This window comes from Mycobacterium sp. NTMscope_Eco_3, from assembly GCF_976985685.1.
Map to the genome: position 1 here is coordinate 369,302 of NZ_CDRJYZ010000001.1, position 19,729 is coordinate 389,030.

Annotated in this window: 22 protein-coding genes; 16 read left to right on the forward strand and 6 right to left on the reverse strand. The window is 66.9% G+C overall.

What is annotated here, in order from left to right; all coding sequences use genetic code 11:
* Positions 1–66 precede the first annotated feature (66 nt).
* From AC0KTM_RS01770 to AC0KTM_RS01780, 3 genes are all read left to right on the forward strand, one after another.
* On the forward strand, positions 67–954 hold the full coding sequence (locus tag AC0KTM_RS01770; protein ID WP_308011574.1) for a class I SAM-dependent methyltransferase: 888 nt from the start codon (positions 67–69) through the stop codon (positions 952–954).
* A 112-nt stretch (positions 955–1,066) separates the two neighbouring features.
* Positions 1,067–1,735, forward strand: a complete 669-nt coding sequence (locus tag AC0KTM_RS01775) for a M15 family metallopeptidase (protein WP_238958406.1) — start codon at positions 1,067–1,069, stop codon at positions 1,733–1,735.
* Positions 1,736–1,795: 60 nt separating this feature from the next.
* On the forward strand, positions 1,796–2,602 hold the full coding sequence (locus tag AC0KTM_RS01780; protein WP_238958369.1) for a methyltransferase domain-containing protein: 807 nt from the start codon (positions 1,796–1,798) through the stop codon (positions 2,600–2,602).
* A gap of 4 nt (positions 2,603–2,606) precedes the next feature.
* On the opposite strand, the gene AC0KTM_RS01785 is transcribed toward AC0KTM_RS01780, so the two are convergent.
* The gene (locus tag AC0KTM_RS01785) at positions 2,607–3,431 is read right to left on the reverse strand and encodes an SDR family oxidoreductase (RefSeq protein WP_238958368.1); all 825 of its coding nucleotides are present in this window, start codon (positions 3,429–3,431) and stop codon (positions 2,607–2,609) included.
* A 69-nt stretch (positions 3,432–3,500) separates the two neighbouring features.
* On the opposite strand from AC0KTM_RS01785, the gene AC0KTM_RS01790 reads away from it, so the two are divergent.
* The 6 genes from AC0KTM_RS01790 (at position 3,501) to AC0KTM_RS01815 (ending at position 8,626) form a co-directional block, all read left to right on the forward strand.
* On the forward strand, positions 3,501–5,078 hold the full coding sequence (locus AC0KTM_RS01790; RefSeq protein ID WP_238958367.1) for a methylmalonyl-CoA mutase family protein: 1,578 nt from the start codon (positions 3,501–3,503) through the stop codon (positions 5,076–5,078).
* Entirely contained in the window at positions 5,079–5,513 is a 435-nt protein-coding gene (locus tag AC0KTM_RS01795; RefSeq protein ID WP_225329046.1) for a cobalamin B12-binding domain-containing protein, read from the forward strand.
* Positions 5,498–6,454 carry an LLM class F420-dependent oxidoreductase gene (locus AC0KTM_RS01800; protein WP_472414816.1) on the forward strand — a complete coding sequence of 319 codons (957 nt, stop codon included), beginning with the start codon at positions 5,498–5,500 and terminating at the stop codon, positions 6,452–6,454. Before AC0KTM_RS01795 ends, AC0KTM_RS01800 begins: the two co-directional genes overlap by 16 nt.
* Positions 6,451–7,494 carry a CaiB/BaiF CoA transferase family protein gene (locus tag AC0KTM_RS01805; protein ID WP_472414818.1) on the forward strand — a complete coding sequence of 348 codons (1,044 nt, stop codon included), beginning with the start codon at positions 6,451–6,453 and terminating at the stop codon, positions 7,492–7,494. The genes AC0KTM_RS01800 and AC0KTM_RS01805 overlap by 4 nt, the downstream gene beginning before the upstream one ends.
* A gap of 140 nt (positions 7,495–7,634) precedes the next feature.
* Complete coding sequence (locus AC0KTM_RS01810; RefSeq protein ID WP_472414819.1) at positions 7,635–8,111, forward strand: hypothetical protein; 477 nt, start codon at positions 7,635–7,637, stop codon at positions 8,109–8,111.
* Between the two features lie 89 nt (positions 8,112–8,200).
* The gene (locus AC0KTM_RS01815) at positions 8,201–8,626 is read left to right on the forward strand and encodes a nuclear transport factor 2 family protein (RefSeq protein ID WP_472414821.1); all 426 of its coding nucleotides are present in this window, start codon (positions 8,201–8,203) and stop codon (positions 8,624–8,626) included.
* A 64-nt stretch (positions 8,627–8,690) separates the two neighbouring features.
* Here the strand turns inward: AC0KTM_RS01815 and AC0KTM_RS01820 are convergent, their stop codons facing one another.
* The 3 genes from AC0KTM_RS01820 to AC0KTM_RS01830 are packed head-to-tail and all read right to left on the reverse strand — an operon-like array spanning position 8,691 to position 10,653.
* Positions 8,691–9,947 carry an amidohydrolase family protein gene (locus AC0KTM_RS01820; protein ID WP_238958362.1) on the reverse strand — a complete coding sequence of 419 codons (1,257 nt, stop codon included), beginning with the start codon at positions 9,945–9,947 and terminating at the stop codon, positions 8,691–8,693.
* 36 nt (positions 9,948–9,983) lie between these two features.
* Positions 9,984–10,298, reverse strand: a complete 315-nt coding sequence (locus AC0KTM_RS01825) for a DUF4286 family protein (protein WP_225329051.1) — start codon at positions 10,296–10,298, stop codon at positions 9,984–9,986.
* A gap of 16 nt (positions 10,299–10,314) precedes the next feature.
* Positions 10,315–10,653, reverse strand: coding sequence for a 2Fe-2S iron-sulfur cluster-binding protein (locus AC0KTM_RS01830; RefSeq protein ID WP_225329085.1), 339 nt, complete (start codon positions 10,651–10,653; stop codon positions 10,315–10,317).
* Positions 10,654–10,778: 125 nt separating this feature from the next.
* Here AC0KTM_RS01830 and AC0KTM_RS01835 point away from each other — a divergent pair, with 125 nt between their 5' ends.
* The 4 genes from AC0KTM_RS01835 (at position 10,779) to AC0KTM_RS01850 (ending at position 15,085) form a co-directional block, all read left to right on the forward strand.
* Positions 10,779–12,185, forward strand: coding sequence for a class I adenylate-forming enzyme family protein (locus tag AC0KTM_RS01835; protein ID WP_225329052.1), 1,407 nt, complete (start codon positions 10,779–10,781; stop codon positions 12,183–12,185).
* Complete coding sequence (locus AC0KTM_RS01840; RefSeq protein WP_225329053.1) at positions 12,163–13,068, forward strand: acyl-CoA dehydrogenase family protein; 906 nt, start codon at positions 12,163–12,165, stop codon at positions 13,066–13,068. The genes AC0KTM_RS01835 and AC0KTM_RS01840 overlap by 23 nt, the downstream gene beginning before the upstream one ends.
* A complete protein-coding gene (locus AC0KTM_RS01845) occupies positions 13,055–14,137 on the forward strand; it encodes an acyl-CoA dehydrogenase family protein (RefSeq protein WP_225329054.1) in 1,083 nt (360 codons plus the stop codon). Before AC0KTM_RS01840 ends, AC0KTM_RS01845 begins: the two co-directional genes overlap by 14 nt.
* Positions 14,138–14,314: 177 nt before the next feature.
* Positions 14,315–15,085, forward strand: coding sequence for an enoyl-CoA hydratase/isomerase family protein (locus tag AC0KTM_RS01850; protein WP_225329055.1), 771 nt, complete (start codon positions 14,315–14,317; stop codon positions 15,083–15,085).
* 21 nt (positions 15,086–15,106) lie between these two features.
* On the opposite strand, the gene AC0KTM_RS01855 is transcribed toward AC0KTM_RS01850, so the two are convergent.
* Positions 15,107–15,973 carry a proline iminopeptidase-family hydrolase gene (locus AC0KTM_RS01855; RefSeq protein WP_225329056.1) on the reverse strand — a complete coding sequence of 289 codons (867 nt, stop codon included), beginning with the start codon at positions 15,971–15,973 and terminating at the stop codon, positions 15,107–15,109.
* A gap of 167 nt (positions 15,974–16,140) precedes the next feature.
* On the opposite strand from AC0KTM_RS01855, the gene AC0KTM_RS01860 reads away from it, so the two are divergent.
* The 3 genes from AC0KTM_RS01860 (at position 16,141) to meaB (ending at position 18,809) form a co-directional block, all read left to right on the forward strand.
* Positions 16,141–16,659 carry a phenolic acid decarboxylase gene (locus AC0KTM_RS01860; protein ID WP_225329057.1) on the forward strand — a complete coding sequence of 173 codons (519 nt, stop codon included), beginning with the start codon at positions 16,141–16,143 and terminating at the stop codon, positions 16,657–16,659.
* A gap of 115 nt (positions 16,660–16,774) precedes the next feature.
* Entirely contained in the window at positions 16,775–17,914 is a 1,140-nt protein-coding gene (locus tag AC0KTM_RS01865) for a thiolase family protein (protein ID WP_472414822.1), read from the forward strand.
* A gap of 7 nt (positions 17,915–17,921) precedes the next feature.
* Positions 17,922–18,809 carry a methylmalonyl Co-A mutase-associated GTPase MeaB gene (gene meaB, locus AC0KTM_RS01870; RefSeq protein WP_225329059.1) on the forward strand — a complete coding sequence of 296 codons (888 nt, stop codon included), beginning with the start codon at positions 17,922–17,924 and terminating at the stop codon, positions 18,807–18,809.
* Between the two features lie 172 nt (positions 18,810–18,981).
* Here meaB and AC0KTM_RS01875 read toward each other — a convergent pair whose 3' ends face one another.
* Positions 18,982–19,725: a class I SAM-dependent methyltransferase gene (locus tag AC0KTM_RS01875; protein ID WP_238958359.1), complete on the reverse strand. Its 744-nt coding sequence runs from the start codon at positions 19,723–19,725 to the stop codon at positions 18,982–18,984.
* Positions 19,726–19,729: the final 4 nt, after the last annotated feature.

The following is a 19,729-nucleotide window of genomic DNA, read 5'->3' on the forward strand; positions in this document are numbered from 1 at the left end:
ATGGTCCGGTCTGTTGGATAGCGTCGAAGACCGGGTAGTTCGTGCAAAGGGGAGTCAATGGTTGATGTGGGCACTCGGCGCCTCGATCACGCCGCGAGTTGGACCGCCGAAGTCAATGCGTTCCAACGCGCGGCGGAAACGCTGCGGCCACCGCGGCGGCGCCTCGTCGAAGACACGTATTCCCGACACTTCGTCAAACACCCCGCATTGCGCGCCATGCTGGTTCACCGCTGCGCGGCCGACGCCGCTCTTCGGATTTTTGACCGTCGGTGGGGAGGGCTGCACGCCCACATCGCGCTTCGGGTGCGCTACGTCGACGACGCATGTGAGAGCGCGATCGCCGCGGGAATCAGCCAACTCGTGCTGCTCGGCGCCGGCTTCGATACCACCAGCCTGCGGCGCGCGGGCACCCCGGTGACAATCTTCGAGGTCGACGCGCCGGCGACTCAAGCCGAGAAGCGCCCGGTCGTCGAACGGCTGCTGCCGCCGCAGCGCCTATGCCGAATACATTGGGTCGCTTGCGATTTAGAGCGGAATGCGCTCCGCGAAGCACTTCTCGCCGGTGGCTTCGACCCCACCGCGGCGGCGCTCGTGGTGTGGCTGGGTGTCACTCCGTACCTGACGCGCGGTGCCATCGACGCCACACTCGCCGACCTCGCCGGACTCTGCGCGCCGGGGAGTCGCCTCGTCCTCGACCACATCGCTGCGGGCGTCGTCACCGCAAGCACCCCGTGGACGAGCGCGGGCCGGATCACCCGGATGGTGGCCCGGCGCGGCGAACCGTATCGCAGCGACTTCAGCGAGGCCGACCTGGCCGCCACCTTGGCAGACCACGGATTTGACCTGCGCGAGCACGTGACTGTATCTGCGCTCCTGCGCCGCTATGACCCGTCACGCGCGAGCCGGCTGTCGGCCGACGACTGGCTCGCCGTGGCGACGGCAGAACGCGGATGAGGCGCAACCCGGCCACGCCTTGACGGCCCAGATAACCCGCCGCCACCGGATCAACCGGGACAATGGCCGGATGCGTCTTGCGTGGGTTTCCAAGCTGGCCGCCGCCGTTGTAATGGTCGCGGGATGCGGCGCGGCCTGGAGCACCCCTCGCGCCCCGGCCGGCCCCGACGTGCCGCCGGTGAGCGACGCCGCGCGAGCGGCCGGATTCGTCGACATCCGCACCGTCGTTCCCGACGCGGTCATCGATCTGCGCTACGCGACGACGAACAACTTCACCCACACGCAGTTGTATCCTTCCGACGCCAGATGCCTTGTGCACCAATCGATGGCCCCCGGGCTGGCCGCCGCCGCCACCGCGCTGCGCCCACAGGGCCACCTCCTGGTCTTCTGGGACTGCTATCGACCGCACGACGTTCAGGTCAAGATGTTCGCCCTGGTGCCCAACCCCGCCTGGGTGGCACGCCCGGGCCAGTACGCGCGCAGCCACGAGTCGGGACGCTCGGTCGATGTGACCTTCACAACGACCCAACAGCCGTGCCCATCGGGACAACACGCGGGCGGGCTTTGCCTGGCCGATATGGGCACCGACTTCGACGATTTCACCTCTCGGGCAACGGCTTTCAACACCCAAGGCATCAGCGCCGAGGCCGTCGCGAATCGAGCCGCGCTGCGCAAGGCCATGAACTATGGCGGTCTGAAAGTGTATTCGGGCGAATGGTGGCATTTCGACGGTCCGGGAGCCGGTGTCGACCTCCCGATTCTCAACGTCCCCGTGGACTAGCTGTCTCATAATATGAGATAAACATTTCATCATGTGACCGCTCGCCGGTAGGCTGGCGCCATGAATGACCGGCCCAGTTACACGCACGGACACCACGAGTCGGTGCTGCGCAGTCACCGGCGCCGCACCGCCGAGGACTCGGCGGCGTATCTGCTGCCACACCTGAAGCCGGGCCTCTCGGTGCTGGACGTCGGCTGCGGACCCGGCACCATCACCGCTGATCTCGCCGCACGCGTCGCGCCCGGATCCGTCACCGCCGTCGACCAGGTCGCGGACGTCCTGGGCGTGGCCCGCACCGAAGTCGAGCAACGCAACCTGTCCAACGTCGGGTTCGGCACCGCCGACGTGCACAACCTCGAGTTTCCCGACGGCACCTTCGATGTCGTCCACGCCCACCAGGTGCTACAGCACGTCGCCGACCCGGTACGAGCCCTCCGCGAGATGCGGCGAGTGTGCGCGCCGGGCGGCGTCGTGGCGGTCCGCGACGCCGACTACGCCGGGTTCATCTGGTATCCGCAGCTGCCCGCCCTCGACCTGTGGCGAGAGCTCTATCAACGGGTCGCCCGTGCCAACCGCGGCGAACCGGATGCGGGCCGACGACTGCTGTCCTGGGCGCAGCAGGCGGGATTTGACGACATCACGCCCACCGGCAGCCTGTGGTGTTATGCCACACCCGAGACCCGCGCATGGTGGGGCGGCATGTGGGCCGACCGAATCCTTCATTCGGCCGTGGCCCGCGACCTGGTGAGCCTCGAGTTGGCAACCCCGGCGCAGCTCGAGGAGATCTCCGCCGCCTGGCGAGAATGGGCCGCCGCCGAAGACGGCTGGATCGCCATCCCGCACGGCGAAATCCTTTGCCGCGCGTAGGAATTCAGTCCAGAAATAGGTCCGGAATCGGCTGCTCGCCGCCGCCGTACCGGGACAGGTCGGCCACCCCGGCCGATCGCAGCACCGCGGCGTCGATGTGGCACTCGCCGGTGGCTTCCCGCGCGGGTCGAGAGACGATCTCGACGGCGGCGTCGCCCATGATCTCGGGGCTGCGCGAGGACGCGGCCAACCGGTCACCATCGGCCATGTTGGTGACGGCGGCGGTGGCAATGTAGGTCTCCGGCCAAAGACAGTTCACGCCGATACCGTCGTCCGCGAACTCGGCCGCCCAGCCCAGCGACAGCAGCGTCATCCCGTACTTGGACAGCGTGTAGGCCGGGTGGGCGCCCAACCAGCGCGGGTTCATGTTGATCGGTGGCGAGATGGTCAGGACGTGCGGGTTGGCCGATTTCTGTAGATGGGGCACGCACGCCTTGGTCAGGAGGAACGTGCCGCGCAGGTTGACCTCCTGCATCAGGTCGTATTTCTTGGCCGACAGCGCGGCGGTCGGTTCCACCGCGATGGCGCTGGCGTTGTTGACGCAGACGTCGATGCCGCCGAACCGCTGCACCGCCGCCTCGACCACGCGCTGCACGTCGTCTTCGCGGCGCACATCGCCCACGACGGCCAGCGCCTTCCCGCCGGCGGCCTCGACGTCGGCCGCCGCGGTGTGCACGGTCCCGGGCAGGCGCGGATGCGGTGTGTCGGTCTTGGCCAGCAGCACCACGTTGGCGCCCTGGCGGGCCGCGGCGATTCCGATGGCGAGCCCGATGCCGCGGCTCCCACCGGAGATCACTACCGTGCGATCGGCGAGCACGTTGTTAGCCATTCGTCTCCTTTGACCTGGTCAAGCATGTGGTATTGGCATTCTCTTTTTTTGCAAGTACGTTATTCACCGATGGATAATACGGCCCACACTCCCTCCGGCATCCCGCTGCAGCCCGTATATGGGCCGGCGGATAGGGGCGCGGAGCCTCCCCAGCCCGGGGAGTTTCCCTTCACTCGCGGCAACTTCGCCTCGGGCTACCGGGGCAAGCTCTGGACCTTCCGCCAATATTCGGGGTTCGGCACCGCCGAGGAATCCAATCGCCGTTACCGCTACTTGCTGGATCAGGGCGGGACCGGGTTGTCGGTGGCGCTCGACCTGCCGACGCAGTGCGGATACGACTCCGACGATCCCGAGTTCGGCGAGGAAGTCGGCCGGGTCGGCGTCGCGGTGGACACCCTGGCCGACTTCGAGATCCTGTTCGACGGCATCCCGCTGGACAAACTCAGCACGAGCATGACCATCAACGGCACGGCGGCGATCCTGCTGGCGTTCTACGTCGCCGCCGCCGAGAAAAAAGGGATCCCGCGCTCGAAGCTCACCGGGACCATCCAGAACGACATCCTCAAGGAGTACGCCTCGCGCGGGACCTGGATCTGGCCGCCGGAGCCGTCGTTGCGGTTGATCGCGGACACCATCGAGTTCTGTGCGGCCGAGGTGCCGAGGTTCAACGCGATTTCGGTCGCCGGCGCGCATTTCCGCGACGCGGGGGCCAACGCGGTGCAGGAGATGGCGTTCACCCTCGCCGACGGCGTCACCTACTGCGACACGGTCGTGGAGCGCGGCCGCATGACGATCGACCAGTTCGCGCCGCAGATCTCGTTCTTCTTCTATACCCATGGGGACTTCTTCGAAGAGATCGCCAAATACCGGGCGGGACGGCGTCGTTGGGCGACGATCGTGCGGGAGCGCTACGGGGCGACGAAGGACAAGGCGGCGATGTTCCGCTTCGGCTGCGTCTGTGGCGGGGCGTCGCTGTATGCCCCGCAGGCCCACAACAACATCGTCCGCGTGGCCTACGAGGCCATGGCCGCCGTTTTGGGCGGTGTCCAGTCGATGTTCACGGCGGCCTGGGACGAGCCGTTCGCGTTGCCCACCGAGGAGACGACGACACTGGCGCTGCGCACCCAGCAGATCCTCGCGCACGAAACCGGCGTGGCCAGCGTCGCCGACCCGCTGGGTGGCTCGTACTTCGTCGAGGCGCTGACCGACGCGACCGAGGAGCGCATCATCGAGATCATGTCCGACCTCGAGCGCCACGGGGGGATGGTCCATGCCATCGAGGACGGTTACCTGCAGGGCCTGATCGCCGACGAGGCGTTCAAGATCCACCAGGACATCGAATCCGGCGAACGCCCGGTCGTCGGGGTCAACCGGTTCGTGACCGAGGAACCCGAACACGACGTCGTCACCTACGAGCTCGACGCCGAAGGGCGCGATCTTCAGCTCAAGCGGCTCTCCAAGGTAAAGTCCGAAAGGGATTCGGCCGCAGTGAAATCCAGCCTCGCCGCCCTGTCGCGTTCCGCCGAAGGAGACGACAACCTGATGCACAAGTTGATCGACTGCGCCAACGCCTACTGCACGATCGGTGAGATGGTCTCCGCGCTCAAAGCAGTGTGGGGCGAGTTCCAGCAACCGGTGGTGTTCTAAATGGCCGTTCGCGTTCTGGTTGCCAAACCCGGCCTGGACGGGCACGACCGCGGCGCCAAGATCGTCGCCCGCACCCTGCGTGACGCCGGATTCGAGGTCATCTACACGGGCATCCGTCAGCGCATCGAAGACATCGCCTCGATCGCCGTCCAGGAAGACGTCGCGGTGGTGGGCCTGAGCATCCTGTCCGGTGCGCACCTCGCGCTCACCGCGCGCACGGTCGAAGCGCTGCGCGCCGCCGACGCCGCCGATATCTCCGTCGTCGTCGGGGGAACGATTCCGCACGCAGACGTCCCCAAACTGCTCTCCGCCGGGGCCGCGGCGGTTTTCCCCACCGGGACACCGCTGGACAACCTGGTGCGCGAAATCCGCGCGCTGACAGGGGCCCCCGAGCCCGCTTCGGAAGAAAAAGAGGAACAGTGCGCGTCGGAGTAATGATCGGTGCCGAGCGTGGCGACATGGCCCGCAAGGTGCACAAGCTGGCCTCCGATATCGAATGGGCCGAATCCGCGGGTCTGGACACCGCGTGGATGCCCCAGGTGCCCAACGACTTCGACTGCTTGACCATGGTGTCGCTGATGGCCGCGCACACCTCGCGCATCGAGCTGGGCACCGCGGTGGTGCCGCTGCAGGCCCAGCACCCGATCGCCCTTGCCCGCCAAGCGCTTTCGACGCATGCGGTGGCCAGCGGGCGGTTGGCCCTGGGTGTTGGGCCGTCGCATCACTGGATCGTCCGGGACATGCTCGGCTTGCCGTATGAGAAGCCCGCCGCCTACACCCGCGACTACCTGCAGGTCCTCAACGCCGCCATCGCCGGGCCGGGGCCGGTTGACGTCGAGAACGATTCGTTCACGGTGCACAATCCGCTGGCGATCGGGGCCGACACCCCGATGCCGGTGTTGGTCGCCGCGCTGGGACCGGTGATGCTGCAACTCGCCGGTGAGCTCGCCGATGGCACGGTGTTGTGGATGGCCGACGAGCGCGCGATCGGTGATCACATCGCGCCGAAGATCACCAAGGCCGCCGCCGATGCCGGCCGCCCGGCGCCGCGGATCGTCGCGGGCATTCCGGTATGCCTGTGTGCGCCTTCGCAAGTCGAGGAGGCCAGACAGCGGGCCAACCGGATCCTGGGGGAGGCCGAGGTGTCGCCCAACTACCAGCGCCTGCTCGACCGCGGCGACGCCCGCGATGTTGGCGACCTGTGCGCGGCAGGTGACTCGGAACAGATCTTGGCCCGGATGCGTCGTTTCGCCGACGCCGGTGTGACCGATCTGTCGGTGCGGCTGCTGCCCATCGGCGACAACCGCGACGAGCTGGTCGCCTCCAAACGTCGCACCCGCGAAATGATCGCCTCGCTCGCGGCGGAATTGCGTTGACTGGCGGTAACACCGGGCCGCTGGCGGGGATCCGCATCCTCGAGGTCGGCACCATGCTGGCCGGCCCGTACGCCACCATGCTGCTCGCCGACCTCGGGGCCGAGGTCACCAAGATCGAACCCGCCGGCGGCGAGATTTCCCGCAGCGTCGGCGCCACGTACTTCGCCAGCCTCAATCGGAACAAGTCCAGCATCTGCCTGGACCTGAATTCGGATGCGGGACAACAGCGCTTGGGTGAACTGGTCGGCGAATCCCACGCGCTGCTGGTGAACCTGAAACCGTCCGCCATCCGCCGGCTGGGGCTCACCTACGAGCAGCTGCGACGGCACAACGACCGGATCGTTTGCGTGGCCATCACCGGCTTCGGCCTGTACGGTGGCGACGATCCCGCGTTCGACTACGTGGTGCAGGCCGGTGTCGGCACCGCCGCGCTGACGGGTGACCCGGACGGACCGCCGACGCTGCCCGGATACTCCTCGGCCGACAACTCCACCGGAATGTCCGCGGCGCTGGGCCTGTTGGCCAAGATCATCTCCGGCACCGGCGGGCAAGTGGATGTGTCGCTGCGCGACGTCATGCTGTCGCAGCTGAACTATCATGCCTCCGCCTATCTCAACAGCGGTGTGGAGCCCCAGCGTCGCCCGCACGGTGCCCACTCCTATTACGTTCCGGCTCAGCTGTTTCCGACCGCCGACGGATATCTGGCGCTGTTCATCACCCACGACGGGTTTTGGAAGTCTTTTGCCGCAGAGGCGGGCATCGGGGGATTCGAGACGATGGCCGAGCGGGTCGCCCGCCGCGACGAAGTGCTCGCCGTCGTCACGGCGATGCTGGCCACCGACAGCGCGGCCGGGTGGGAACGCCGGCTGCGCCCGCTCGGGGTTCCGGCCGCGGCCGTCAGGACCCTCCCCGAGGCCCTCGAGGCCACCCCGGAAGTGGTTGTGACAGCGGGTGATTTCCGTCTGGTGGGCAGTCCGATTCACGTCTCCGGCTACGAACCCGAGTACCGTCCACCGCCGGAACTGCCGAGGGTCGAGTAGTTGCGCGGAAATCGCCGATTTCGCGCAACAGGTCGACGTTGGACGCCAAGGCGCTGGCCACATCTCGCTGGTGAAAGGGGAATTCTCATGGGGCGCATCGGGGTCCTGAGCCGTTACCTGCGGAAGGCAGGGGTGCCGGCGTGAACGCGTTGCCAACGGTCGAGGATGTCATCGACTCGTACACCGGCCGATCGCGCGCGGTGCTGCAGTACGGCGCCACCACGAAGCGGCTCGTCGACCAAGCGAAGAAGCCGGGCTTCTCGGTGGACAGTTGGAGACCGCTGGCCGAGCTGGTCGCCGTCGGCGAATTCGAGCGAATCGGTGCGTTCAAAGAGGTGATGAAGTGGCCGGATTATGTCGAATTCCTCACCAATTGGGCGACAGCGTCGGAGTGGGAGTGTTCCTTCAAGCGCGTCACCGAGTCCGGTGGCCGCGTGTTCCTCGAACTCGAGGAACGGAGCGAGGTAGGCGAATTCCGTAGCGTGGTCAATTCGCTGACCGTCTATGAGTTCACCGATGATGACCGGATCCGCCACATCGACGTTTATCTTCAGATGACGCCGCCACCGGTCGAGATGCTTAAAAGCTTTGAGGGAGTGGAACTGCCGCAAGGCTAGTCCGTCCGCCGAACGTCGAGTAGTGGCGCCAAAATCGCCGATTTCGCGCAACAAGCCGATGCTCGGCGCAAAGAGTATAGGGTGCAACGATGGATTTGCAGCGGGTCGCCGACGAACTCGAAATCGGCGCTCTACTCAACAGATACGCCCGCGCGGTCGACGCCAAGGACTGGGAGCTGTACCGCTCGGTCTTCACCGACGACGCGCATATCGACTACTCCTCGGCGGGCGCGGCGGCGGGTCCTCGCGACGAGGTGACCGCGTGGCTGGAACAGGGCTTCGGCGCGATCCCGATGTCGATGCACTACATCACCAACGCGGAAATCCTGGCGCTCGACGGCGATTCCGCGACGGTGCGCGCCATGTTCTACAACCCCATGCAGCTGCCGGGCATGGCGGAGTTGAGTTACTGCGGCGGCTATTACCACCACGAGCTGACGCGCACGGCCGACGGTTGGCGCAGCCGCAGCCTGCGCGAGGAGAACGTGTGGTTCGTCAACCCGCCGACGGGCTGAGTGATCCCCGAACGTCGAGTTGTGGCGCAAAAATCGCCCTTGCCCAACAAGTCGACGCTCGGCGTTAAGAGGTGAGCTTCTCCTGATAGCGCCGCGCCCATTCGGCGCGCGACCGAATCGACACATCCACGTCGGTTGCCTTGGCGCGCAGGGCCTTAACGGTCGCCTGATCGCGGGGCGTGCGGGCGAACGGGTCCCAGCCGAAGAACCGGCAGGCGTTGGCCCAGGTGATCTTGTTGATGTCGGCGTCGTCGGCGCCGGCGGCGTTCAGTTCGGCCAGCACCTGCTCGGGCGCGTCGGGCCAGAAGCAGTCCGAGTGCGGGTAGTCGCACTCCCAGGCGATGATGTCGATGCCGATTTCGTGGCGCAGCTTCAGCGACGTCTTGTCGGTGACGTAGCAGGCCAGCGAGTGTTCGCGGAAGACGTCGCTGGGCAGCTTGTCGCCGAAGTCACGACGCAGCCATTTCTGGTTGGTGTAGTGCCGGTCGCTGCGGTCCAGGTAGAAGGGGATCCAGCCGATACCGCCTTCGGAGAAGGCGAATTTCAGGTCGGGGTAGTTACGCATGCCCGGGCCCCACAGCAGATCCTGGGCGCACATCGCCGAGACCTGGGTGGCCAGGATGATCATGTTGTCGATCGGCGCATTGGGGGCCATGCTGATCGCCCCGAACCCGGTGCCGATGTGCAGACACATCACCACGTTCTCCTCGGACAGCGTGCGGAACACCGGTCCCCAGTAGTCCTCGTCGTGATAGCTCGGAAGCCCTTCCAAATGAGGCAATTCCGGCATGGTGACCGCCCGGCAGCCCTTCGCGGCGACCCTACGGATCTCGGCGCACATGGCCTCGGGGTTCCAGGTGGGCAGGACGGCGATCGGGATGAACCGATCCGGGTAGGAGCCGGCCCACTCGTCGATGTGCCAGTCGTTGTAGGCCGACACCATCACCAGCGTCACCTCTTCGCGGTGCATGTTGAGGTGCCGGGCGGAGAACCCGGTGAACGTCGGGAAACACATCGACGCCAGGATGCCGTTGCGGTTCATGTCGCGGACGCGTTCGTGGACGTCGTAGACGCCCGGGCGCATCTCGGCGAAGCCGGCGGGATCGCGGCCCCACTCCTCGGCCGGCCACGACACCACGGCGTTCAGTCCGCTCACGCCCTGCGGCCGCCCCTGATACATCCACTGGTCGACGCCCTTGTCATCGGTGACGACGATCGGGGCCTCGTCCTTGTACTTGGCGGGCACGTGGCGCAGGAACATGTCCGGCGGTTCGACCACATGGTCGTCAATGCTCACCAGGATCAGGTCATCGGCCTTCATCAATGTGCTCCTCTTGTGTGCGCGACGCGAGCTCGGTCAGCCGCTGCACTCGGTGGTGGTTTCGAGCAGTCGTGGAATCGGTGCCGGGTCCAGCTGCAGGGCGTCGGACATGTGCAGCTGTCCGGCATTGGCGATCATGCCGTCCAGAATCGCCTGCAGATCGTCGCCTTCGATCTCGTAGATGGCGACATAGGGGCCGTCGCCGTCGACGGGTCGCAGCCGGCGTGCCGAGACGAATCCGTCGAGCGCCACCAGCTCACCCAGGTGCACCTCGTCGTACCAGGTGTTGTATTCCTGTTCCCGCTCCGGCGAGCTCGGCCGGCTTTCCACGAGGATGATGCCCTTGGCCATCGCTATCTCCTGGCTGCTACTCGTAGCGCACCGTGACCGACTCCGTATCCGGAACGCCCTGGCACGTCAGAATGTAGCCCTCGGCGACCTCGTCGGGTTCGAGAGCGTCGTTGACCCGCATGGTGGCGTGGCCCTCTTCCAGCATGGCCATGCATGTCCCGCAGTTGCCCGCCTCGCAACTGAACGGCGGCTCCAGCCCGGCGCGGCGCGCGGTCTCCAAAAGCGTCTCGCCCGGAACCCTGGGCACCGAGACCTTCTTGCGGTCGAGATGAATTGTCACCGTTCCGGCACCAGAGCCGTTTGTGGCCGGATCTGTCACCCGCGGGGTCTCCTCGATGATCCGGGTGACCGTCACGTTGACCGCCCCCTCCCGTACTTGCATTCTTCAGTATAGAGAATACTATTCTCACGAAGCGATAGCATCTTCTCAAGCCTTGTATGGATGTCGGGTCAGCCCGGTCTGTCAGGGAAGGACGGGACGTGACCGAGCCGGCGGCGCTCGTGTTCGAGGAACGGCGATTCAGCGCGCCCGAACTCCACGCGTTGGCCGACGGATGGGCCGCGGCCCTGGTCAAAGACGGCGTCACAGCGGGTCAGCGGGTCGCTGTCATGGCGTCCAACCGGCCGGAGTTCCTCGCCGTGGTGCTCGCGATCTGGCGGCTGGCCGCCACGGCCGTCCTCATCAGCCCGGCCTGGAAACGCGACGAGGTCGACCACGCGCTCGCGCTGACGGGCCCCGCGCACGCCGTCGGCGACCACCCGGTGCTGGCCGGCCTGATGCCGATGCTGCACCTGGACGAGCCGGTCCCGCCCGCCGAGCCGGCCGCCGGTCCTCCGCCGCCCCCTGAGGCCGACGCGGCGCTGGTGTTCAGTTCCGGCACCACCGGCCTGCCCAAGGCGGTCCGGCACACCCACGCCTCGCTCGACGAGGCCGTGCGGCACTGGCGGGACGCCCTGCAGTTGACACACCGCGACCGGATCCAAGTCGCCACCCCGCCGTCACACATTCTCGGGTTGCTGAACCTGCTGACCGCGTGGGAGACCGGCGCCTGCGTGCGGCTGCATCCCCGGTTCGACATCGACCGGGTGCTGCACCACATCGAAAGTGACCGCATCACAGTGGAAATGGCGGTCGCGCCGATCGCGCTCGCCATCGCCTCGCACCCGCGCTTGGAATCGTATGACCTGTCGTCGCTGCGCTACATCATGTGGGGGGCCACACCGGTCAACGCCCACGTCGCGGAGACGGTGACCCGGCGCACCGGCGTGAGGTGGCTGCCCGCCTACGGGACCACGGAATTGCCTGTCATCACGTGCAATTCGATCGAGGACGCGCGGCTCGACACCGTCGGGCGGGCGGTGCCCGGTGTGGACCTGCGGGTCGTCTCGCTGGAGACGGGCGAGCCGGTCGGCTCCGGTGAGGTCGGTGAGATTCAGGCCCGGTCGGCGTCGCTCATGGCCGGCTACCTGCCGACCGAAGCGACCAACGAGGCGATCCGCGATGGCTGGTATCGGACCGGAGACGTCGGCTGGCTCGATACCGGCGGGTGGCTGCGGATCACCGACCGCCTCAAGGAGATGATCAAAGTCCGTGGTTTCCAAGTCGCCCCGGCCGAGATCGAGACGGTGTTGCACGGTCACCCGGCGGTCAAAGACTGTGCGGTGTTCGGGATTCCCGACGGGATCAACGGCGAGGCGATCGTCGCCGCGGTCGCGGCCGCCGAGCCTGTCGATGCGTCCCAACTGACCGCCCTGGTGGACGAGAAGTTGGCGTCCTACAAACATCTGAGCCGCGTGGTGTTTGTGCCTGAAATTCCCCGCCTGCCCTCGGGCAAGGTGCTGCGCCGAGTGCTGAAGGAGCGCTATGGATGTACGTCTGACAACTGAACAACAGCAATTGCGCGACGCCGCCGCGAAGCTGGCCGACGACCTCGGACCTGCGGCGGTGCAGGAACTCGACGACCAGACCCGAATCACGCGCCTGGACAAGCAGATCGAGTCCACCGGTTGGCGCTCGTTGCGTTCCGATGGGGCCTCGGGGGTGGAAGTGGCCATCGTGGCCGAGGAATTCGGCCGCCGTCTGGTTGACTCGCCGTTTCTCGGCCCGGTGCTCGCCGACGATCTCGCCCGTCACATCGGCGAAGACGCCTCGGGGACAACGGTCGCGGTCGACGATCGGGTGATCGACGCCCGCGGCGCCCGGCGTGCGTTAGCTCTCTCGGGCGGCGCGGTCTCGGCCGTCGAGGTGCAGGCATTGACCGAGGGCGTCGATCTGACGCGGGCCGACGCGAAGATCGTGGGGTCACCGGTGGCGCTGGGCGAAGTGTCCACTGAGGTCGCCAAGCAATGGCGGGCGCTGGCTCTGGTCGCGACGACGGCGGATTTGGTCGGCGTCGCCCGCGGCGCGCACGCCGTCGCCTGCGACTACGCCAAGATCCGCGAACAATACGGCAAGCAGATCGGGTCGTATCAGGCCATCGCGCATCTGCTGGCCGAAAGCCTTGCGCTGATTGAAGGTTCGGTGAGCGTGTTGCGCCACGCCGCGTGGGCGGTCGATGAGCTGGCCCCCGCCGAAGCCATTCGGGCGGCCCAAATCGCCAAGGTCTACTGCGCGCGGGCCACCCGAACCGTCTGCGAGACGGCGATTCAGGTGCACGGCGGCATCGGCAACACCTGGGAGTGCGTGGCGCACGTCTATCTGCGCCGCGCCCTGACCTCGACCGAGCTGTGGCCGGTCGCGTTGAAGGAGATCGATCTTGGACTTTCGTGACTCACCCGACGAGGCCGCGTTTCGCGACCGTTTGCGCGCCTGGCTTTCGGCGCACGCCAAGGAGTTTTCCGGCTCGGGAGACGAGTATTGGGCGCGTATGGCCGACTGGCATCGCGCCCTGTACGACAACGGATTTTTCGGCCTGTCCTGGCCCCGCGAGTGGGGCGGGCGGGACCTGGCTCCGGTCTACGACGTCATCGTCGACGAGGAGCTGGTGCGTGCCGGCGCGCCCCCGCGACCCAGCGTCGGCTATCTGGTGTACGGGATCGGCGAGCACGCCAACGATGAGGTACGCAAACGCTTCCTGCCCGGCATCATCAACGGCACCGAGCGCTGGTGCCAGGGCTTCAGCGAGCCTGGCGCCGGCTCGGATCTCGCGTCGCTGACCACCACCGCCCGCCTCGAGGGCGACAAGTATGTGGTGAACGGCCACAAGATCTGGACCAGCTATTCCGACGTGGCCGACTGGTGCCTGCTGCTCGCGCGCACCGACCCCGAGGCCAAGCGCCACCGCGGCCTGTCGGCGTTTGTGCTGGAGATGAAACAGCCTGGCGTGCAACAGCGCCCGCTGCAGATGATCAACGGGGTGACCAACGAATTCGGTCAGGTGTTCTTTGACGATGCCACGGTCCCGGCGGACCGGATGGTCGGTGCTCCCGGCGACGGCTGGGCGGTGGCCATGACCGTCGTCGGGCACGAACGCGAACCCTCGACCCTGGGCTACGCCGCCCGCTACGGCAAGCTCGTCCGAGAGCTGTTGTCGCGCAACGACGGCGAAGTGCCCGAAGAGCTGGCGTGGGCCGCGGTTCAGTCGGACATGCTGACCCATCACGTGCGCCGGCGGTTGTCCGAACAGCTCGACGGGGTGTCCCACGGCTCGGAAGGGTCGCTGGACAAGCTGCTGATGACCTGGGTCGAACAATCCGTCGGGCACGCCGCCCTGGCCGTCGCGGGCACGCGCGATCCCGACCTGCTCAGCGCCTATCTGTACAGCCGGGCGCAAAGCGTCATGGGCGGGACATCACAAATACAGAAGAACATCATCGCCTCACGAATCTTGGGATTGTAGGAGTGATCGCGAGCGCGGGCGTAGCCCGGGTGAAGCGGGTCACGACCGTTGAAGGAGGAGTGATCGCGAGCGCGGGCGTAGCCCGGGTGAAGCGGGTCACGACCGTTGAAGGAGGAGTGATCGCGAGCGCGGGCGTAGCCCGGGTGAAGCGGGTCACGACCATCGAAGGAGTCTGACGTGTACGACATGCCTACCGAAATCGACGTCCAGGCCGACGGCGCGCTGCGCGTCATCACGCTCAACCGGCCGGATTCGCTCAACTCGGTCAACGACAACCTGCACGTCGGGCTCGCGCGGCTGTGGCAGCGGTTGACCGACGACCCCACCGCCCGCGCCGCGGTGATCACCGGCGCCGGTAGGGCGTTCTCGGCCGGCGGCGATTTCACGTATCTGGAAGAGCTGGCCAATGACGCTGAGCTGCGCGCCAAAACCATCCGGGACGGTCGCGAAATCGTGCTGGGCATGGCACGGTGCCGAATCCCCGTGGTGGCGGCCGTCAATGGCCCCGCGGTCGGGCTGGGTTGCAGCCTGGTCGCGCTCAGCGACATCGTGTACATCGCCGAGGACGCCTATCTGGCCGACCCGCACGTGCAGGTGGGATTGGTGGCAGCCGATGGCGGTCCGCTGACCTGGCCGCTGCACATCAGCCTGCTGCTCGCCAAGGAATTCGCGCTGACCGGGACCCGCATCAAAGCGCAGCGTGCCGTCGAACTCGGTCTGGCCAACCATGTGGTGGCCGACCCGTTCTCGGAGGCGATCGCCTGTGCGAAAAAGATTTTGGAACTGCCCCAGCAGGCGGTCGAGAGCACCAAGCGGGTGCTCAACATCCACCTGGAGCGCGCCGTGCTCGCCAGCCTCGACTACGCGCTGTCGGCCGAGAGCCAGTCGTTTGTCACCGAGGACTTTCGGGCCAACGTCGCGAAATTCAACGCGGCCAAGAAGAACTGACGCCGCTGCGGCGCGGCTGCTTCAGGCGTCGTGGCGAATCAGGAAGTCGCGCATCACCGAATCGAACTTGTCCGGCTCCTCGATGAACGGCATGTGGGCGCTGGATTCGAACAGCTCGAACCGGGAGCCCGCGATGCGCTGGTGCATTGCCCACATGTGTTCCGGCACGCATTCGTCGTAGCGGCCGGCGAGCAGCATTGTCGGCAAGGAGATTTCGGTGAGCCGATCGAACACGTCCCAGTCCCGGATCGTTCCGACGATGTGAAAATCGCTCGGGCCGAACATCGTCTCGAAGATTTCCGCCCCCATGCTTCTGAACGCCTCCTCGAGCTCGCGCGGCCAGGGCCGCACCCGGCACAGGTAGGTTTCATTCCAGGTGCGTATCGCGGCCTGGTATTCCGGTGCGTAGGTCGTGCCGGCGGCTTCATGCCGGTCGATGGCCGCCTGGGTGCCCGGATCCAGCTCGGACTTCAAGCGCGCCACCATCTTCGCGAACTCCGGGATGGACGCGATGCTGTTCGAGATGGTGAGGCTCGCGGCGCCCCCGGCGGCATTGTCGAGCACATACTGCTGCGCCAACATCCCACCCCAGGAGTTACCGAAGAGATGGAAGCCGTCCAGCCCCAGGGCCCGCACCACGGCATTCACCTCCGCCACCGAGCGGTCCATCGTCCAAAGCCCGGGGTTTGGCGCGCATTTGGAGTTCCCGCAACCCAGTTGGTCCCAGAAGATGACTTCGCGTTGCGTGGCCAAGCGTCCCAGTGGCCGCAGGTAGTTGTGCGGCAAGCCCGGGCCGCCGTGAATGACGAGCAGCGGCAGGCCCGCGCCGCCACCCGTCCGCTTGAACCACACCTCGCCGCCCGGGACCGCGACCCTTCCCTCAGTCATTGATCCACCATCGCAAATCGGCGCGTTTTCCGCAGGACCGCCGCGCACGCCGGTTGGGCGCATCAACCGGTATTCGGTGAAAACCTGCTGTACGAGCGGCGCCGCGCCCTGGCAGGATCATCACCGTGACAGCCGACACGGCTGCGACCCAAGTAGGAGGAACGGCAATGACCAGCGTCGCAAATCCGATTCCGCCGCAGGACTTTTCGGGAATCGTCGGGCACCGCTTCATTTACACCTATGCCAACGGATGGCAGTACGAGATGTACGTCAAGAACGCCACCACCATCGACTACCGCATCCACTCCGGGCATGTCGGCGGCCGCTGGGTCAAGGGCCAGGACGTCAACCTCGTCCAACTCGACGACGACAGTTTCAAAATCTCCTGGACCGAACCCACGGGAACCTGTGTCGCGGTCAACGTCCTGCCATCCAAGCGGCGCATCCACGGCGTCATCTTCTTCCCCCAGTGGATCCGCGTGCACGGCGAGCGCACTGTCTGCTACCAGAACGAACACCTGGATGAGATGCGGGCCTACCGAGATCAAGGCCCGACCTACCCGATCTACGAAGTCCCCGAATTCGCCTACATCACCCTGTTCGAATACGTCGGGACCGACGACGAGACCGTCATCGACACCGGCCCCGACCGCCTCCCGCCGGGATGGTCCGACCGCACCAACTGATCGGTCTTCCGCCGCTTGTTGCGACTCGTACTCTCGTAATGAGAGAATACGATTCTCGTGAATGTGCGGGTGGCTTTCACCGCCGCGCACCCACCGGCCGAACTGGAGAAGACCCGTGCCTGAAGCCGTCATCGTGTCCGCCCTGCGCACCCCGATCGGCACGGCCCGCAAGGGGACCCTGCGCGACACCAGCGCGTTCGATCTGGCGCACCACGTCATCACCGAAGCGGCAACGGATCTGGACCCCGCGCAGGTCGACGACGTAATCCTGGGCGAGGGCCTTTACGGCGGCGGCGTGCTGGCGCGCCACGCCGCCATCACCGCGGGCCTGACCCAGGTGCCCGGCTTGGCCAACAATCGCCACTGCGCGGCGGGCCAGGCGGCCGTGCAGAGCGCGGCGGCGAGCGTGCGCGCGGGAATGGACCAACTCGTCATCGCCGGCGGCGTGAACTCGGCATCCACGTCGCCGCGGTCGCGGATGCAGCTGGATGGCGAATGGGTCGACTGGTTCCCCCCGACCCACCCCGATCGCCCCGAAGCACCCAACATGGACATGTCCATTACGGTCGGCTGGAACGCCGCCGTCAAGGCCGGCGTGAGCCGCGAGGAGATGGACGCCTGGGCGCTGCGCTCGCACCGCAGCGCCATCGCCGCCATCGACGAAGGCCGCTTCAAAGAGGAGATCGTCCCGATCGACACCCCACACGGGTTGTTCGCGGTCGACGAGCACCCGCGACGCGACACCAGCATGGAGAAGCTGGCCGCGCTCAAGCCGTTGCACCCGGAGATCGAGGGCTTTTCCATCACCGCCGGCAACGCCTGTGGCGCCAACGACGGGGCCGCCGCGTTGACGATCGCCAGCGACCGGCTCGGACTACCCGCGCTGGCCACCATCCGGTCCTGGGCGTCCGTCGGTGTCGACCCGGCGATCACCGGCCTGGCACCCGTCGAGGCGATACCGAAAGCCCTTGGCCGCGCTGGTCTTTCAATCGCCGACGTGGACCTGTTCGAAATCAACGAAGCCTTCGCGGCGATGTGCGTGGCCACCATCAAGCTCCTCGAGCTTGACCCCGAGAAGGTCAACGTCAGTGGCAGCGGCTGCTCGCTGGGGCATCCCGTCGCGGCGACCGGAGCCCGGATGCTAGTCACCCTGGTGCACGAATTGCGCCGCCGCGGCGGCGGCATCGGCGTCGCGGCGATGTGCGCGGGCGGTGGAATGGGCTCGGCGACGGTGATCGAGGTCGCGGCCCCATAATGCGTACATGACCATCGCTGACCTGATTGACCGCGCGCGCAACGGATCTCCCCGCGCGGCAGGTCGGCTGCTCAGCCTCGTCGAGGGTGAACAGCGCGACGAGGTCCTGGCGGCGATCGGACCCGCACCGGAGGGCATGGGGCCGGTCATCGGCATCACCGGGCCGCCGGGCGCGGGCAAGTCGACGACGGTCGCCGCCCTGGTCGGCGCCTACCGCACGCGTGGGTGCCGGGTGGCGGTGCTGGCCGTCGACCCGTCGTCGCCGTTCAGCGGCGGTGCGCTGCTGGGCGATCGAATCCGAATGGCCGCGCATATCAACGACTCCGACGTGCTCATTCGCTCGGTGGCAAGCCGAGGCCATCTCGGCGGGCTGGCCGCCGCGGTTCCGGCGGCCATCCGCCTGCTGGGGGCGATCGGCTACGACGTCGTCCTGCTCGAGACCGTGGGGGTGGGGCAGTCCGAGATCGAGATCGCCGCCGTCGCAGACCCGACCGTCGTCATTCTCAATCCCGGGGCGGGCGATGCTGTCCAGGCCGCCAAGGCGGGAGTGCTGGAAGTCGCCGACATCGTGGCGGTCAACAAGGCGGACCGGGACGGCGCGAAGCAGACCGTCCGCGATCTTCGGGCCGAGACCAGCGCCCCGATCGTTCCGCTGATCGCCGCCAAGGGCGAGGGCATCGAGGACCTGATGGCCGTCATCGAGGACCACCGCCGCACCGACAGCCGCGCCCGCCGGCTGGCCCGTGCCCGCGCACAGATTTTGTCGCTGGCCCAAACCCGGCTGCGGACCCAGCCGGATCTCGACCGGCTCGCCGAGGCGGTCGTCGACGGCGACCAGGACCCCTACACGGCGGCCGATAGGCTGCTCTCACCGCGCACACCTCAGACGGACTGACCGCCCGTTTGTCCCGCAATCGGGGGAAAGGGCACCTGCGTTTTGCTAGTGCTCCAAGGCGGTCTGGATTGCACCTCGCCTCCACCACGTGAGTACCAGTGACCATGGCACGAGGTGAGTCTCGTTTGCGCTATCACCGGTGCTATCACAAACGAGACTCACCTGGTGGTCCTTAGCCGCAATCGCTGATGAGTAGGCGGTATCCGGCGTCGAGTTGTTGCTGTCCAAGCAGTTCCGCGTGTCGTTGCTGCCATCGTCCGGAGCGCAGGTCGGCCGCGAGCCGGCCCAATCCTTCGGCCAGGGCGCCGTGATCCGCGTAGGCCAGCATCGAGATCCCCGCGCGGACGCCGGGATCCAGATACGCATGCGGGCGGCGCCAAAAGGCGGCGCCGAACCCGTCGGTGCAATCGTGCGGCACGGGCACGGCGTGCACCTGCGCGCCGCCCAGCAACTCCACCAGTCGTTCGATCGGCACGTACAGTGCCTCGTTGATCCGTGCGGCATCGGGCAGATATTCACGTAGCAACCAGAAATCGCCTATCACCGCTTGATCCCAGGTGAAAATCACGATTCGGTGGCGGCTGACCCTGCGCAGCTCGCCGATCCCGGTGGCGAGATCGCCCCAGTGATGCACGGTCAACAAGGCCATTGCGGCATCAACACACTTGTCCCGCAGGGGCAGTGCCTCCGCCACGGCCTGGACACACGGCGCCGAGCCGGCAGGACGCTGCGCGATCATCACCATGCTGGGCTCGATCGCGGCGACGGTCTGGGCCGGTTCATAGGAGCCTGTGCCCGCGCCGACGTTCACGACGGAGCCCATCGTGGCCAGCGCGTCGCGCACCTGCCAAGCGATCCGCGGGTCGGGCCGGCGAGTGCTGCGATAGGTAGCACCGATCCGGTCGTAGGCCACCATCAAC